General features: G+C 71.9%; 16 protein-coding genes and 1 tRNA gene. 13 read left to right on the top strand and 4 right to left on the bottom strand.

Going from position 1 to position 15,577, the window contains the following annotated elements; genetic code table 11:
* Positions 1 to 71 precede the first annotated feature (71 nt).
* Both ACTG9Q_RS09985 and ACTG9Q_RS09980 read right to left on the bottom strand, forming a co-directional pair.
* Positions 72 to 428: an FmdB family zinc ribbon protein gene (locus tag ACTG9Q_RS09985; protein ID WP_455572381.1), complete on the bottom strand. Its 357-nt coding sequence runs from the start codon at positions 426 to 428 to the stop codon at positions 72 to 74.
* Positions 429 to 543: 115 nt separating this feature from the next.
* On the bottom strand, positions 544 to 1,155 hold the full coding sequence (locus ACTG9Q_RS09980; RefSeq protein WP_455572380.1) for a 5-formyltetrahydrofolate cyclo-ligase: 612 nt from the start codon (positions 1,153 to 1,155) through the stop codon (positions 544 to 546).
* A gap of 24 nt (positions 1,156 to 1,179) precedes the next feature.
* Here ACTG9Q_RS09980 and ACTG9Q_RS09975 point away from each other — a divergent pair, with 24 nt between their 5' ends.
* The 6 genes from ACTG9Q_RS09975 (at position 1,180) to ACTG9Q_RS09950 (ending at position 5,946) form a co-directional block, all read left to right on the top strand.
* Complete coding sequence (locus ACTG9Q_RS09975; RefSeq protein WP_455572379.1) at positions 1,180 to 2,064, top strand: UTP--glucose-1-phosphate uridylyltransferase; 885 nt, start codon at positions 1,180 to 1,182, stop codon at positions 2,062 to 2,064.
* Between the two features lie 24 nt (positions 2,065 to 2,088).
* Positions 2,089 to 3,312 carry a molybdotransferase-like divisome protein Glp gene (gene glp, locus ACTG9Q_RS09970; RefSeq protein WP_455572378.1) on the top strand — a complete coding sequence of 408 codons (1,224 nt, stop codon included), beginning with the start codon at positions 2,089 to 2,091 and terminating at the stop codon, positions 3,310 to 3,312.
* A complete protein-coding gene (locus tag ACTG9Q_RS09965) occupies positions 3,305 to 3,952 on the top strand; it encodes a GNAT family N-acetyltransferase (RefSeq protein ID WP_455572377.1) in 648 nt (215 codons plus the stop codon). Before glp ends, ACTG9Q_RS09965 begins: the two co-directional genes overlap by 8 nt.
* Before the next feature lie 153 nt (positions 3,953 to 4,105).
* On the top strand, positions 4,106 to 4,795 hold the full coding sequence (gene sepX / locus ACTG9Q_RS09960) for a divisome protein SepX/GlpR (RefSeq protein ID WP_455572376.1): 690 nt from the start codon (positions 4,106 to 4,108) through the stop codon (positions 4,793 to 4,795).
* A 56-nt stretch (positions 4,796 to 4,851) separates the two neighbouring features.
* Positions 4,852 to 4,924, top strand: a tRNA-Ala gene (locus ACTG9Q_RS09955).
* A gap of 725 nt (positions 4,925 to 5,649) precedes the next feature.
* Entirely contained in the window at positions 5,650 to 5,946 is a 297-nt protein-coding gene (locus tag ACTG9Q_RS09950) for a hypothetical protein (RefSeq protein WP_455572375.1), read from the top strand.
* Between the two features lie 76 nt (positions 5,947 to 6,022).
* On the opposite strand, the gene ACTG9Q_RS09945 is transcribed toward ACTG9Q_RS09950, so the two are convergent.
* A complete protein-coding gene (locus ACTG9Q_RS09945) occupies positions 6,023 to 6,211 on the bottom strand; it encodes an RGCVC family protein (protein ID WP_455572374.1) in 189 nt (62 codons plus the stop codon).
* 231 nt (positions 6,212 to 6,442) lie between these two features.
* Here ACTG9Q_RS09945 and ACTG9Q_RS09940 point away from each other — a divergent pair, with 231 nt between their 5' ends.
* From ACTG9Q_RS09940 to trxA, 6 genes are all read left to right on the top strand, one after another.
* Positions 6,443 to 6,943, top strand: coding sequence for a general stress protein (locus ACTG9Q_RS09940; RefSeq protein ID WP_455572373.1), 501 nt, complete (start codon positions 6,443 to 6,445; stop codon positions 6,941 to 6,943).
* Positions 6,944 to 7,133: 190 nt separating this feature from the next.
* Positions 7,134 to 7,733, top strand: a complete 600-nt coding sequence (locus ACTG9Q_RS09935; protein WP_455572372.1) for a lytic polysaccharide monooxygenase auxiliary activity family 9 protein — start codon at positions 7,134 to 7,136, stop codon at positions 7,731 to 7,733.
* Between the two features lie 97 nt (positions 7,734 to 7,830).
* Positions 7,831 to 9,201, top strand: a complete 1,371-nt coding sequence (locus ACTG9Q_RS09930) for a dihydrolipoyl dehydrogenase family protein (RefSeq protein ID WP_455572371.1) — start codon at positions 7,831 to 7,833, stop codon at positions 9,199 to 9,201.
* 188 nt (positions 9,202 to 9,389) lie between these two features.
* Positions 9,390 to 10,031, top strand: coding sequence for a hypothetical protein (locus tag ACTG9Q_RS09925; protein WP_455572370.1), 642 nt, complete (start codon positions 9,390 to 9,392; stop codon positions 10,029 to 10,031).
* A 21-nt stretch (positions 10,032 to 10,052) separates the two neighbouring features.
* Positions 10,053 to 10,871 carry a putative RNA methyltransferase gene (locus ACTG9Q_RS09920; protein ID WP_455572369.1) on the top strand — a complete coding sequence of 273 codons (819 nt, stop codon included), beginning with the start codon at positions 10,053 to 10,055 and terminating at the stop codon, positions 10,869 to 10,871.
* Positions 10,872 to 10,967: 96 nt separating this feature from the next.
* Positions 10,968 to 11,345, top strand: coding sequence for a thioredoxin (gene trxA, locus ACTG9Q_RS09915; protein WP_455572368.1), 378 nt, complete (start codon positions 10,968 to 10,970; stop codon positions 11,343 to 11,345).
* Between the two features lie 47 nt (positions 11,346 to 11,392).
* Here trxA and ACTG9Q_RS09910 read toward each other — a convergent pair whose 3' ends face one another.
* Positions 11,393 to 13,267: a propionyl-CoA synthetase gene (locus ACTG9Q_RS09910; protein WP_455572367.1), complete on the bottom strand. Its 1,875-nt coding sequence runs from the start codon at positions 13,265 to 13,267 to the stop codon at positions 11,393 to 11,395.
* Positions 13,268 to 13,453: 186 nt separating this feature from the next.
* Here ACTG9Q_RS09910 and ACTG9Q_RS09905 point away from each other — a divergent pair, with 186 nt between their 5' ends.
* Complete coding sequence (locus tag ACTG9Q_RS09905; RefSeq protein ID WP_455572366.1) at positions 13,454 to 15,514, top strand: protein kinase domain-containing protein; 2,061 nt, start codon at positions 13,454 to 13,456, stop codon at positions 15,512 to 15,514.
* The last annotated feature ends 63 nt before the right edge of the window (positions 15,515 to 15,577 follow it).

Raw genomic sequence — 15,577 nt, 5'->3', positions numbered from 1 at the left:
TGAGGTCCGATTCCGACGTTAGGAGCGGGGCCGAGTCCGCGGCCAGGGGTACTCCCCGGCCTGTGGACAACTCAGGACGCCTTGGCCGCCGAGCTGGTCGATGTGCTCGATGTGCTCGACGACGAGGTCGACGGCGTCGACGCGGCCGAGGAGCTCGAGGAGGACTCGGTCGACTCGGCCGCGGCGGGCTTGGCGGCGTCACCCGACCCCGACGAGGCGGACTCGGCAGCCGGGACGGTGCCCTTGCCGCCCGAGCGGCTGTCGGTGCGGTAGAAGCCGCTCCCCTTGAACACCACACCCACCGAGCCGTAGAGCTTGCGCAGCTTGCCTGCGCACGACGGGCACTCGGTCAGCGACGCGTCGGTGAACTTCTGGACAGCCTCGAACCGGTGCTCGCAGGCCGTACAGGCGTACTGATACGTGGGCACGACCTCTCCTCACCACCTTGGCACTCGACCAGTCAGAGTGCCAGTCAATTCTGCGCCACGCGGACCTGGATGCGCAAACACCAGCGCACATCCACGACCCCGGACGTGACCCACGTCATGTTCGCAGCGTGCGCAGGCCCCGCTCCGGCGTCAGCACCGCCGTCATCCGCACGTCGTGCGGCTCGGCGGGCAGCATGTCGAAGACCTCCTGGTCGCGCACCACCGCGATCAGCGGCGTCCCCGGCGCGGCCAGCGCCAGCGACCGGTCGTAGAACCCGGCCCCCCGCCCGAGCCGCACCCCGGAGCGGTCCACCGCCAGCGCGGGCACCAGCACCGCGTCGGCGATCCGCAGCGCCGTCGCGCCCAGCCGCTCGCCGATGGGCTGCAACAGGCCGAAAGGGCCAGGTCGCAGCGACTCCCGCCCCTCGTACCAAGCCCACTCCAGCGGACCGGGCCCGGCCACCACCGGCAACAGGATGCGCACCCCGCGGTCGGCGACCTCACCGAGCATCTGCACCGAACCCGGCTCCGACCCGATGGGCACGTACCCGCACAGCGTCTCGCCGCGGCGCACAATCCGGTCCTCGGTCAGGCGCCCTGTCAGCGTGATGGCCTCCGCGAAGCGCGTGCTGGCCGGAACCCGGCGCCGCTCGCTGAGCAGCGCCCGACGCCACTGGTCTTTCGTCCACGCCCGTGTCGCGTCGAGATCACTCCCAGAGCCGGCCACACGACGAGGTTAGGCTCACTGCCCATGAACGCGTCGAGCGCATTCACCACCGCCATCGTGCCCGCGGCGGGCCTGGGCACCCGATTCCTCCCGACGACAAAAGCGGTTCCCAAGGAGCTGCTGCCGGTGGTCGACACCCCCGGCATCGAGTACGTGGCCCGAGAGGCGGCGGAGGCGGGCGCAAAGCGCCTGGTCATCGTCACCTCGCCGGGCAAGGAGGCGGTCGCGGACTACTTCAGGCCCCAGCCGGAGCTGGAAGCCACGCTCGCCGAGCGCGGAAAGACCGAGCTGCTGGAGAAGGTCCGCCGCGCGCCCGCCCTCCTGCAGGTCGAGACCGCGCTGCAGGAACAGGCACTCGGACTCGGCCACGCCGTGGGCTGCGCCGAGCCGAACCTGCGCGGTGACGACGAAGCCGTCGCCGTCCTGCTCCCCGACGACCTCGTGCTCCCCACCGGCGTCCTGGCCCGCATGGCCGAGGTGCGCAAGCGGCGCGGCGGCACGGTGTTGTGCGCGTTCGACATCCCGAAGGACCAGATCAGCGCGTACGGCGTGTTCGACGTCGAGGACACCGACGACGCCGAGGTGAAGAAGGTCAACGGGATGGTGGAGAAGCCGCCCGCCGACCAGGCCCCCTCCACCTTCGCCGCGGCGGGCCGCTACCTGCTCGACCGGGCCGTCTTCGACGCCCTCAAGCGGATCACCCCTGGCGCGGGCGGGGAACTGCAGCTGACCGACGCCATCGCGCTGCTGATCGCCGAGGGCCACCCCGTGCACGTGGTCGTCCACCGCGGTGGGCGACATGACCTGGGGAATCCAGGTGGCTTCCTGCGTGCCGCCGTGGACTTTGCGCTCGACCATCCGGAGTATGGGGCCGACCTGCGCGCGTGGCTGACCGATCGGCTGGCATAAAGCGAGGGTGTTCAGGGAGAGCGGATGAGGTCTGTCGACGAGCAAGTCGAGCGCGCGTTGGCCGCGGCGGTGCGGCCCGCCCCGGTTCGCGTGGCCATTTCCGAGGCGCAGGGCCTGCTCTGCGCCGAGGAAGTCGTCGCTGAGCGCGCGCTGCCCGGCTTCGACCAGGCCGCTGTGGACGGTTACGCGGTGCGCAGCGTCGACACCCAGTCCGCGGACGGGGACCCGGTGGTGCTGCCGGTGGTCGGCGAGATCGCCTCCGGCTCCCGGCAGCCGCGCAGGCTCCAGCCCGGCCAGGCGGTGCGCATCGCCACCGGCGCGCCGCTGCCCACCCTGGCCGACGCCGTCCTGCCCACCGGCTACACCGACGGCCACCACGCCCGCGTCACCGTGCACCAGCCCGTGCCCTCGGCCGGGTTCGTCCGGCGCACGGGCGAGGACGTGCAGACCGGTGACGTGGCCGTGCGCCGGGGCACGGTGATCGGCAGCGCGCAGGTGGGCCTGCTCGCCGCCGTCGGCCGCGCCAAGGTGCTGGTCTACCCCCGCCCCCGGGTCTCGATCATCTCCGTCGGCGACGAGCTCGTCGACATCGATCGGGCCCCGGGCCAGGGGCAGGTCTACGACGTCAACTCCTACGCCCTGTCCGCCGCCGCCCGGGACGCGGGCGCGGAGGTCATCCGGGTGGGCATCGTGCCGACCGAGCCGCGCAAGCTCCACGAGGTGGTGGAGAGCAGGCTGCTGCTCTCCGAGATCGTCGTCATCGCGGGCGGTGTGGGCGGCGACCTGGCCGAGGAGGTCCGGGCCGCGCTGGTCGACCTCGGGGAGATCGACATGACCCGCGTGGCCATGCACCCCGGCTCGGTGCAGGGCTTCGGCAGGCTCGGCCCGGACGCGGTGCCCACGTTCCTGCTGCCCGGCAACCCGATGAGCGCGCTGGTCGTCTTCGAGGTGCTGGTGCGCCCGCTCATCCGCGCGGCGCAGGGCAAGCGCAACCCGCACCGGCGCGTGGTGACCGCGAACCTGCTCTCGCCCATCTCCTCCACCAAGGCGCGGCGGGGTTTCCTGCGCGGGCAGCTGCTGCGCGACGAGACCACCGGCGACTACCTGGTCCAGCCGCTGGGCCTGTCCGGCTCGCACCTGTTGGCCTCGCTGGCCGAGGCGAACTGCCTGATCCTCGTCGACGAGGACACCACCGAGGTGGGCGCGGGCGAACAGGTCCAGGTCAGCTTCCTCGCCCAGCGTGGCTGACCCGCCCGCCCGCCACCCCGGTTGGCCCGTCCGGCTCGGTCCGCTGCGGGTGCGCGCCGGTGAGGTCGTGTTGCGCCCACCGCGCCTGTCCGACGGCTCGGCGTGGAGCCGCATCCGGCTGCGCGACCAGGCGTACCTGGAGGAGTGGGAACCGGCCGCGCCGGGCACCTGGGCCGACCGCAACGCCCCGGTGGCCTGGCTCGGCCAGTGGGCCACCCTGCGCGGGCTGGCCAGGCGCGGGGCCACGCTGCCGCTGGTGATCACCGTGAACGGGCGCCCGGCCGGGCAGATCACCGTCGGCGGCATCGTCCGCGGCGCGCTGTGCTCGGCCTGGGTCGGGTACTGGATCGGGACGCACGCCGCGGGCGGCGGGGTGGCCACCGCGGCCGTCGCGCTGGTCGTCGACCACTGCTTCACCACCGCTGGCCTGCACCGGGTCGAGGCCACGGTCCGGCCAGAGAACGCGGCCAGCCTGCGGGTGCTGGCCAAGCTCGGGTTCCGGGAGGAGGGCCTGTTCCGGCGCTATCTCGACGTCGCGGGGGACTGGCGCGACCACCGCTGCCTCGCACTGACCACTGAGGACATTCCGGCGGGCCTGGTGGCCGGGCTGATCGCGGAGGGCGGGGCTTCGCGGTCGTAAATGTTTGAGCAAGGCCGTTATGGGGCAAGGTCCACAAGCGAACACCCGAATGGGCGATCCGGGTCGGCGCGCCTCCGCCACACGTGTGACTGTTGTGACTAACGTGGCGAATGCCGGGAGCTTGTGGGAGAACGGACGGGGGAGGTACCGGGCATGCCCAGCTCATTGATCGTGGTCGCGCTCGTCGTGGCCTGGCTCGTCGTTCTCGTCCCGATGGTCGTGCGCAAGCGCCAGGAGATCGCGCGCACGACGGAGTCCGCCCTCACGGGCCGCGTCGTCCGCAGCGCGGACGACGCCGAGGACACCGACCCCGAGGACACCCACGCCGACCTGCGGGAGGACTTCGTCATGCGCGAAGCCGACCACCCCGAGCCCGACGACGACCTGCTCCCCGACGACGACATCGAGCCCCGCCGCTACCGCCCCGGCCGAGGCGGCTACGACCCCGACGCCGCCGCCCGCGCCGCGCGCGCCAAGTACGCCTTCCGCCAGCGCGTGGTGCTCTTCGTGCTGCTCTCGGCCATCGCCACGGCGGTCGTCGCCTCCGTCGCCGTGCCGTGGGTCTGGTGGCTGCACGGCGCCGCCGACCTGCTGCTGATCGGCTACCTCAGCTACCTGCGCAGGCAGGTCCGCATCGAGGACGAGATCCGCCGCCGCAGGCTCGCCAGGATGACCGCCGTCCGCCGCCACCACGCCCGCCCCATGGAGGACTACGCCCCCCGGCAGGCCCCCCGCCTGGTCCACCCCGGCACGGTCGTGGTCGACATCGACGACGAAGACCCCTGGTTCGACCACCTCGGCGACCCCCGCCACCTCGCCTACCGCCGCGCGGCAGGCGAGTAGAACCCCCCTGCCAACGGCGCGCGGAACCGCTGATATGCTCTCCACGCACCACAACGGGGGCTGTAGCGCAGTTGGTAGCGCGTCTCGTTCGCATCGAGAAGGTCAGGGGTTCGATTCCCCTCAGCTCCACAGGCGACAGGCGACCTGTGTCCACGGAAAGCGTGGACACAGGTCGCCTGTTCTTTGTTGTGGGGGCCGAGCCCCCACGCCCCCGCGGTGCGGCATCTCGCGACCCGGCGTGAGGGGCGGGACGTAAGCATCGGTTGGGTTGCCCACGGTGCGGTATCTCGCCTCCGGCGTGGTCGGGTGGAGTGGCGGGTCACGCGGTTTCCAACACCAGTCCGAACAGCGCCATGTTCAATTGTTTTGCGACTATTTGACGATTGGCGTTAATGTTGGTTATACGAAAGCGGGCTTATTGGTGGCCGTCGTCGTTCGCTGCGACCCTTTTAGCCGTCGAAAGGTTGCTCACACGATCGGGTGATGAATGTATCTGGAACCCGTGGTAGGGGGTGTGGGCTGGTCGACATGGATGGGTTCGGCCGTTTCCGGGCGTGTTTTCGCTATCGACCGCTCACCGCCTGGAGCAGGCCATTCGTCGCTACGAGACCCGGTTTGGCTTATCGCGCTCAGACGTGCAAGCATTATTACCGGTAAGCGGCGCTCCGAAGTTTGGGAGTGGGCTCCTCGGCCAGGAGGAGCCACACCCTCGAGCGTCCGTACTGATCCCCACTAAGAGATGGAGTACGAACCCGATGAATCTAGTGGCAAGTCCTGCGGAACCGCCAGAGGAAGGCGGCCCCGATCGGGCGTCTTGCTGCCGATCTGGCCGGGCCCACGGTCCCGAGGTCTCCTTGGAGGAGTTGCTCCTCCTCGGCGAGCGGGACTACGTGGCCTCGGTTCAGCGGCACGTCTCTCCTGTGCGGCGGGAGTGGTTGCGGCGGGTTGCGGCGATTGCCAAGGCTCATGGCAGGCGGCCGGTGCTGACGCTGGTCACGCTGGCGTTGGTCATGGCTTTGACGCTGGTGTTCACCAACGAACTGGCACCGCAGGCGATGCCCGAGGTGTGCAGCACGATGGTGCTCGTTCTGGGCACCGAATTCGTGCTGCTCTTCCGGCAGCGGCGCTCCACGGCTGCGGTCGCCGGATAGGCGGGACGCCAGGCTGCTGCGCCTGGTAACAGCTCACGGGCGGCGTGGTGTGGTGGGCACGTCGCCCGTGAGCTGTTTAAACCCCTGCGGTGGTGGGGGCTTTCACGTGGGCGGCGGTCTGGGGGACGCAGACGCAGCCGCGGCTGTAGTCGCCCGCGGCGGTGGCGGTGCAGTAGCGCTTGGCGATGACGTCGTGGGTTTGCCACTCGTGGGCGCAGGTGGCGCATGCTTCGGTGGTGGGGGGGTGGTTTGGGTCCGACGACATGTCGGCGCTCCCGTCCCCGGCCGACTAGGGCCGGCGTGGTGTGCCGAGGGCGTCGCGGGGTGCTGCTTCCGCGTGCGGCTGGTCTCGACAACACCAAGCTTACGCTACCGGGCATCGATTCACGGAATCGGCTGAGAATTGACTGTGAATACGGGAAACCGGGCACAAAATGAGCACCGCGGCCGTTGTGCGAAGTGAAGAGCAAAATCGACTTCACCGGAGGTGACGCGAATGACGAGGGCATTTCTCGCCAACCCGACCACGACGAACCTGCCAACCCTGCCCGACGGCTGGCCCATCGCCTCCTACGACACCTACAAGGAGGCCCAGCGGGCCGTCGATCACCTCGCCGACAACGCGTTCCCCGTGCAGGAGGTGACGATCGTCGGGGTCGAGCCCATGCTCGTCGAGCGCGTGGCGGGGCGGCTCACCTGGCGGAAGGTGCTCATCTCCGCCGCGGCGTCCGGGGCGTGGCTGGGGCTGTTCGTCGGTCTCCTGCTGAGCCTGTTCACCCCGGGGGCGGGTCTGGTGCCGATCGCGCTCGGCCTGGCGATCGGTGTCGGGTTCGGGCTCGCGTCCGCCGCGGTCCGCTACGCGTCCACGCGGGGGCAGCGCGATTTCGTCTCCCAGAGCCAGTTCGTCGCCCGGCGCTACGACGTGCTGTGCCAGCCGCGCAACGCCGAGAAGGGGCGCGACCTCCTCGCCGCGCTTTCCTGGAAAAGCCCGAGCTGACCGCCCCGAGCCGTCCGAAAAAGTTTCGGGCGGCTCGCGGGGTTCACAAGGTGTGATCATCCCTTTACAGTCAAACTGAGAGCGCTCCCAGACCAACTGTTGGTTAATCCTCAACGTGGAGGGCGATGTGTCGCTCGTAGGGCGTTTGCGCAGGAGACTGACCGCTGGGCTGGCGGTTGCCGGACTGTTGATGGCCGGGATGGTGGTCATACCCGGGGTCGCGTCGGCACACGGGTCGACCACCGACCCGGCGTCGCGCAACTACGGCTGCTGGCAGCGGTGGGGGCACGACTTCCAGAACCCGGCCATGGCCACCCAGGACCCGATGTGCTGGCAGGCGTGGCAGGACAACACCAACGCGATGTGGAACTGGAACGGGCTGTACCGGGAGAACCTCCAGGGCAACCACCAGGGCGCCATCCCGAACGGGCAGCTGTGCAGCGGCGGGCTGACCGACAACGGCCGCTACCGCTCGATGGACAAGCCCGGCAGGTGGCAGGCGGCCACCAAGCCGCGCCAGTTCACCCTCACCGTCACCGACCAGGCCCGGCACGGGGCGGACTACATCCGCGTCTACATCACGCGCCAGGGGTTCGACCCGACCACGCAGACCCTCGGCTGGAGCAACCTGGAGCACGTGACCCAGACCGGGCGCTACGCGCCCGACGGCGCCTACCGGGTCAACGTCAACGCGGGCACCCGGACCGGCCGCCACGTCGTGTACACGATCTGGCAGGCCAGCCACATGGACCAGTCGTACTACTTCTGCAGTGACGTGATCTTCCAGTAAGCCCGGTCCTCCCATCCCGGTCGCCCGTGGGGGCGGCCGGGATCGGCCCGTGGTGGCAGAGTTGACCGCACACGGGAACCAAGGGATCGGAGTCGGTGTGACGCAGTCGGTGCGGGTCGACATCGCGGTGGTCGGACTGGGGCCGGGCGGTGAGCTGGTGGCCACCGGGGCTGCGGAGGCCGGGCTCAGGGTCGCGGCCATCGAGTCCCGGCTCGTGGGCGGCGAGTGCCCCTTCTACGCCTGCGTGCCGACGAAAATGATGATCCGCGCCGCGGACTCCCTCGCCGAGGCGCGCCGGGTCGGCGAGCTGGCCGGGACCGCCGAGGTGCACACCGACTGGAGCCTGGTCGCCGCCCGCATCCGCGACGAGGCCACCGACGACTGGGACGACGCCGTCGCCGTCGACCGGCTCGTCAAGGCCGGGGCGGAGTTCCTGCGCGGCCGGGCGCGGATCACCGGTCCCGGCGAGCTGCTCGTGCGCCGCGCCGACGACGAGGTGGTCGTCCACGCCGAGCGGGGGATCGTGCTCAACCCCGGCACCGACCCCGCGGTCCCGCCGATCGACGGGTTGGCAGGCACGCCGTTCTGGACCAATCGCGACGCCGTGCGGGCCAAGGCCGTGCCCAGCGAGCTGGTGGTGATCGGCGGCGGACCCGTGGGCTGTGAGTTCGCCCAGGCCTTCGGCCGCTTCGGCGCCCGGGTCACGGTCGTGCAGTCGGCCGACCGGCTCCTGCCGCACGACGAGCCCGAGGCCGGGGAGCTGATCGCCGAGCAGTTCGCCGCGGAGGGCATCGACGTCCGGACCGGCGCCACGGTCACCCAGGTGCGCCACGACGGGGTGAACTTCTCCGTCGTGGTCGACGGCGAGACCGTCAGGGCCGCCCAGGTGCTCGTCGCCACCGGCAGGCGCACCGACCTCGCCGCGCTCGGCGTCGGCGCGCTCGGGCTGGACGAGTCCGCGCGCGGCATCCCCGTCGACAAGCGGATGCGCGCGGCCGACGGGCTGTGGGCCATCGGCGACGTCACCGGCGAGGGCGCCTTCACCCACATGTCGATGTACCAGGGGGAGATCGCGCTGGCCGACATCCTCGGCCGCGAGACCCAGGGCGGGGACTACCGCGCCGTCCCGTGGGTGACCTTCACCGACCCAGAGGTCGGCGCGGTCGGGATGACCGAGGCGCAGGCGCGCGAGCGGGGGCTGGCGGTGCGCACGGGGTCCACGCTGATCCCGTCGTCCTCGCGGGGCTGGATTCACAAGGCGGGCAACGAGGGCTTCATCAAGCTGGTGGTGGACGACGACCGCGGGGTGCTGGTCGGGGCCACGTCGGCGGGCCCGGCGGGCGGGGAGGTGCTCGGCGCGCTGGCCGTGGCCGTGCACGCCGAGGTGCCTGTCTCGACGCTGCGCGGGATGGTCTTCGCCTACCCGACGTTCCACCGGGCGATCGCCTCCGCGTTGGCGGACCTCTGACTTCACCCTATTTGGTGACCAGGCAACGTGACCGACTCGCAACGTGTGTGCGATAACTTCCGTCCCCGAAGGTCGTTATCGCCCATATGGCCTATGCCCGAGTGAAGGTTGAGAACGTGGTCACACTGGGACGTGTTGGAGCAGTCGCACTACTCGCGGGGATTCTGAGCTGCCTGCCATCGGTAGCGGTGGCGCAGGCCGCTGAAGACCCCCGCGCGACCGTTGTCGAAGGCAACGTCGTGTTCGAGCCGGGGGGACGGGACGACTGCCCCACGCTCTGGCCCGGCAGCCACGGGGTCGTCCTCACCGATGTCACCGTGGACAAGACCTACGTCGACATCACCGCCGAGCCCGCGGGCGTCGACGTCGTCGGCGTGATCGTCAAGGGCGGTCCCAGGTACAACAAGTACGACGCGGGGAACCTCGGCGAGCTGCCCTGGCTGGACCTGCGCTCCCCGCTCAACAACGGCGGCAACATCGCCGACATCAGCCACTGGTTCGCCTGCGGCGTGGACGTGGACGTGACCACGACGCCGACCACGGCCACGACGACCACCTCGCCGGGCACCACCACCACGCCTGGCACCACCTCGCCTGGCACCACGACCAGCGTGGGCGGCACGACGGCTCCGGACGTCACCCCGACCTCCGGCGGCACCGGCCCTGGCGACCCGGGCAACCCCGGCAACCCTGGCGACCCGGGCGGCGACGACCTCGCCGACACCGGCGCCAACCCCGGCTGGCTGCTGATCACCGGTCTGCTCCTGCTGATCGCCGGCGCTCTCGCCCTGGTCAGCCCGAGGGTCCGCGGAGCACTCGGCAGGCGCTGAGCCGCACCGTAGGGTCGGCGCATGCTCGCCGACGTCCTGCCGCACCTGGTCTGCCCGCACTGCGGTGACGACCTCGCGGCGGACGTCGGCGCGCTGCGCTGCCCCCGGCGACACACCTTCGACATCGCCAGGCAGGGCTACGTGACCCTGCTGCGCGGCAGCGCCCCGGCCAGCGGCGACACCGCCGAGATGGTCGCCGCCCGCGCCGCGTTCCTCGACGCGGGCCACTACGCGCCCCTGGTGTCGGCGCTGACGGCCCTCGTCCAGCCGGGCGAGGGCTGCGTGGTCGACGCGGGCGCGGGCACCGGGCACTACCTGGCCGCCGTGCTGGGCAGGCACCCCGGCCCGGGAATCGCCCTGGACTCCGCCAAGCCCGCCCTGCGCCGCGCCGCGCGGGCCCACCCCGCCATCGGCGCCGTGGCCTGCGACCTCTGGCAGCCGCTGCCCGTCCGCGAGGCGACCGCGGGCCTGGTGCTCAACGTCTTCGCCCCCCGCAACCCCGCCGAGCTGCGCCGCGTCCTGCGCGCCGACGGGACGCTGCTGGTCGCCGCGCCCACCGCCAGGCACCTCGCCGAGCTGGTGGCCGAGCTGGACCTGCTCAGCGTCGAGGACGGCAAACAGGACCGCATCGACGCCCGCCTCGACCCGCACTTCGCTGTACGAAGTCAGACCACCTGTGAATTCCCCCTCTCCCTGACCCCCGCGGACGTCGCCGCGCTCGTCGGCATGGGGCCCAACGCCTTCCACAGCGGCGGCGACCGCGCCGATCGCATCGCCCGCATGGGCGGCCCCGTCCACGTCACCGCGTCGGTCACGCTGACGGCCTACCGCCCGCGTTAGCCCGGACGCATTCAGGGTTGCTGACCCCCGTGGACGGGGAATGCACCCAGGAGCAGGTTCGTTAACCTGGATGACAGCCGAATACAGGGAGGCCATGTGGCAACCGTCGAGCTGACCACCGACAACTTCGACGAGGTCGTGGGCGCGGGCGACACCGTGCTGGTCGACTTCTGGGCGGGCTGGTGCGGCCCGTGCCGCCAGTTCGCCCCGGTCTTCGACGCCGCGTCGGACAAGCACACCGACGTCGTCTTCGGCAAGGTGGACACCGAGGCGCAGCAGGCCCTCGCGCAGGCGTTCGGCGTCTCGTCCATCCCCACCGTGATGGCCGTCCGCGAGGGCGTGGTGCTCTACGCCCAGCCCGGCGCGCTGCCCGCCGCCGCGCTGGAGGACCTGATCACCCAGGTCAAGGCCGTGGACATGGGCGAGGTGCGGGCGAAGATCGCCGAGGCGCAGGCCGCCGAGGAGACGAAGTAGACCTGGTTTTCCCGATGGGCCCGCTCCGGCGGGCCCATCGGCGTTTCTCAGCCCAGCAGGATCGGCCGCAGCGCCTCCAGCACGGCCGGGTCCTCGATCGTCGACGGCACCGGCTCGGCCCGGCCGTCGGCGATGCCGCGCATGGTCTTGCGCAGGATCTTGCCGCTGCGGGTCTTCGGCAGGCCGTCCACGATGGACACGTCGCGGAACGCGGCCACCGGCCCGATCTGCGCCCGCACGGCGGCCACCAGCTCCTCGCGCAGGGTGTCCGGATCGATGTCGGCGCCCGCCTTGAGCACCACGAACCCCCGCGGCAGCTGGCCCTTGAGCGAGTCCCGCACCCCGATCACCGCGCACTCGGCCACCGCGGGGTGACCGGCCAGGACGGCCTCCATCGCCCCGGTGGACAGCCGGTGGCCCGCCACGTTGATCACGTCGTCCGTGCGGCCCATGACGTAGAGGTAGCCATCGTCATCGAAATAGCCACCGTCGCCGGTCAGGTAGTAGCCCGGGTACTGGCTCAGGTACGAGTCGATGTAGCGCTGGTCGTCGCCCCACAGGGTCAACAGCGTGCCCGGGGGCAGCGGCAGCGCGATGGCGATGGCGCCCTCGGTCCCCGCGGGCAGGACCGCGCCGTCCGGGCCCAGCACCCGCACGTCGAAGCCGGGCACCGGCACGGTCGGGCTGCCCGGCTTGACCGGCATGGGCGCCAGGCCGCGCAGGTTCGCGCAGACCGGCCAGCCGGTCTCGGTCTGCCACCAGTGGTCGACCACCGGCACGCCCAGCTTCTCCGCAGCCCAGTGGTAGGTCTCCGGGTCCAGCCGCTCGCCTGCCAGGAACAGCGTCCGGAACGCCGACAGGTCGTACTTCGCCAGCTCGGCGGCGTCCGGGTCGGCCCGCCTGATCGCCCGGAACGCCGTCGGCGCGGTGAACAGCGCCTTGGCGCCGGACTCGGCGATCACCCGCCAGAAGGCGCCCGCGTCCGGCGTGCCGACCGGCTTGCCCTCGTACAACACCGTTGTCGCCCCGATCAACAGCGGCGCGTACACGATGTAGGAGTGGCCGACGACCCAGCCGACGTCCGAGGCGGCCCAGAAGACCTCGCCGGGGTGGATGTCGTAGATGTTCGGCATCGACCACGCCAGCGCCACCGCGTGCCCGCCGTTGTCGCGCACCACGCCCTTGGGCCTGCCGGTCGTCCCTGAGGTGTAGAGCACGTACAGCGGGTCCGTCGCGCGGACGGGAACGCACGGGACCGGTTCCGCGCCCGCCATCGCCGCGTCCCAGTCGACGTCGCCGGGCTCCGGCTCCGCGGGCACCTGCGGGCGCTGAAGGACCACCACGTGGTCGGGCTGGTGGGTGCTCAGCGCCAGCGCCTCGGTGATGATCGGGCGGTAGGGCACCACCCGGGTCGGCTCGATCCCGCCGGAGGCGGCCACGATCACCTTCGGCGTCGCGTCATCGATGCGCGAGGCCAGCTCCCGCGGGGCGAACCCGCCGAAGACCACCGAGTGCACCGCGCCCAGCCGCGCGCACGCCAGCATGGCCACCGCGGCCTGCGGGACCATCGGCAGGTAGACGATCACCCGGTCGCCCCGGCCGACGCCGAGCCCGGCCAGCACCCCGGCGAAGCGCGCGACCAGGTCGGTCAGCTCGGCGTAGGTGTGGCTCGTCCGCGTGCCGGTGACGGGGGAGTCGTGGACCAGCGCCACCTGCTCGCCCCGGCCCGCCGCGACGTGCCTGTCGAGGGCGTTGTGGCAGGTGTTCAGCTCCCCGTCGGGGAACCAGCGGTAGAGCGGGGCGCCGGAGTCGTCCAGGGCGCGCGTCGGCGGGCGGGTCCAGTCCACCGCGCGGGCGGCGTCGAGCCAGAAGCCCTCGGGATCGGCGATGCTGCGCCGGTGCGCCTCGGCGTGTCCGCCCATGTCGCGGCCTCCGTGATGGTCGGCTGGTCCTCCCCGATACCTTGCCCGATACCTTGCCACTGTCCGAGCCCGCCTGTGGACAACCTCGACGGCTGCGGAACGTCCTGTGGATAAGCCCCGAGGACGCCGTCCGTTCGGCACTAGGCTGGTTCCAACACCACCGACGGCTTGGAGCAGAGAGGAGCAGTGGACGCAGTGCTCGAGCTGGCCGCTTCGCTGCTGTCGTTCGCGCACAGCATCTTCGGACCCGGGATCTGTCCCGGCGACTGGGTGTGGGCGACGAGCACAGCCGGAGCACTCATCGCGCTGCTGCCCACGCTCGGCGCGGTCACCATCGCGTTGGTCCGCAAGTTCACCGGCAACCTCTACAACGCCGCCACGATCACCACGTTCGCCGTGATCGGCGGCGTCATGGCGATGCTGCTGCCGTGGCTGCTGTCCAACGGCGTCGGCGCCGTCTACCAGCGGGTCTTCGCCGGGGAGGCCGTCCCGCTGTCCAAGGCCGAGCTGGCGACCTTCGACGACAGCCACTGCTGGGTGGAGGGCACCCAGGCCGCGTACCTCGGCGGCCGCGCCAACGCCTACGAGGTGCTGTTCCACCCCTACGAGAGCACCCCGATGTACCTGCTGCGGGTGCTGATGCTGCTCATCGTCCCCGGGCTGTGCCTGCTGTTCGTGCTGATGCAGGGCAGGCTGGCGCTGCGCCGCGGGCCGAAGTGGCCGGGCAGGCTGCTGTGGGGGCCCTTCGCGGGTTTCGTCCTGCTGACGCTGCCGATCGAGGCCAACACCGCCGCGCACCTGTGGGCGGGCTTCCTGCCGATCGCCGTCCTCGGGCTCATCCCGGTCCTGGTGATCGGGCCGCCGAGCTGGGCCACCATCGAGCGCCGCTACCAGCGCCCCGAGCCCGCCCGGCCGGAGCCGCCCGCGCCGCAGCACCCGGAGCCCGTCCGCCCGCGGCAGGCCGACTCCGCCCGCGTCGCGGGCCCGCCGCAGGCGACCAGGCTCGACGCCGCCGCGGCGCTGCAGAACGCCAAGCCGGGCCAGAACCCGTCACAGGCGACCAGGGTCGACTCGGCTGCGGCGCTGCAGAACCACAAGCCCGGCCAGACCCCGCCGCAGAACCAGAGCCCGCTGCTGTCCGGCCAGCACGCGCCGCTGCTCTCCGGGCAGCAGCCGCCCCCGTACCAGCCGCCCCCGCCGCTGCCCAGCTACAAGCCGCCGGTCGGGCAGGGCGGGCCGTACCAGCCCGCGGCCCCGGTGGGCCCGCGGCCGTCGCACCCCCCGACGCTGCGCGGCGAGCCCGAGGGCGCCCTGGCCGCGGACCCCGGTCCGCTGCCGTTCACCCCGCGCGGCGCGGCCACCCCGCCGCAGATCCGGCCGTCGGGCAGCCGCTTCCGCAAGGTCCGCGCGCTGGGCCGCGGCGGTTTCGGCACGGTGTGGCTGGCCGTGGACACCCAGCTCGACCGCACCGTCGCGGTGAAGATGGCGCACGCCCCCGACGCCGAGACCGAGGAGCGCATGCTCCGCGAGGCCCGCGCGCTGGCCGCCGTGCACCACCCCAACTGCGTGCGGGTGTACGACATCGTCTCCGAGCCCGAGGGACTCGGCCTGGTCATGGAGTACATCGAGGGCCAGCCGCTGGCCGACCGGGTCACCACCGGCGGGCCGGTCGACGACGTCGCCGCGGCCCGGCTGTGGATCACCATGGCGGGCGCGCTGGCCGCCGCGCACGCCAAGGGCGTCCTGCACCGCGACGTCAAGCCGTCCAACATCATCCTCGACCCGGACGGCAACGCGCACCTGATCGACTTCGGCATCGCCAGGTCCAAGGGCGACTCGACGCTGACCGCCACCGGCATGATGGTCGGCACGCCGGACTTCCTGGCCTCGGAGACCGCCGCGGGCGCCAACGCCACCCCGGCCTCCGATGCCTGGCAGCTGGCCGCCACCGTCAGCTACGCGCTGACCGGCCAGCCGCCGCGGGGCTCGCGGGAGAACGCGATGGCCGCGCTGATGGCCGCGGCCAAGGCCGAGCCGCTGAGCGAGGTGCCCAAGCAGAGCGCCCACCTGCGCCTGCTCAGCGCCGCTCTGGACAACGACCCCCGCCGCCGCCCGACCCTGCAGGCGGTGGCCCGCGAACTGAGCGACTGGCTCTCCCGCGAGGGCCACACCGAGACCGGCCCGGTCACCCAGATCGTCCGCCGCGAGGACATCGAAGGCGCCGACCGCACCCGCCCGATCCGCTAGCCGCCCGATCCGCTGACCCGCCCGACCTACGAGCCGCCCGAGCCCCGAACTTGCAGATCCGCT

This window comes from Actinokineospora lacus, from assembly GCF_053813445.1.
This window is presented reverse-complemented; position numbering and strand designations above follow the sequence as displayed.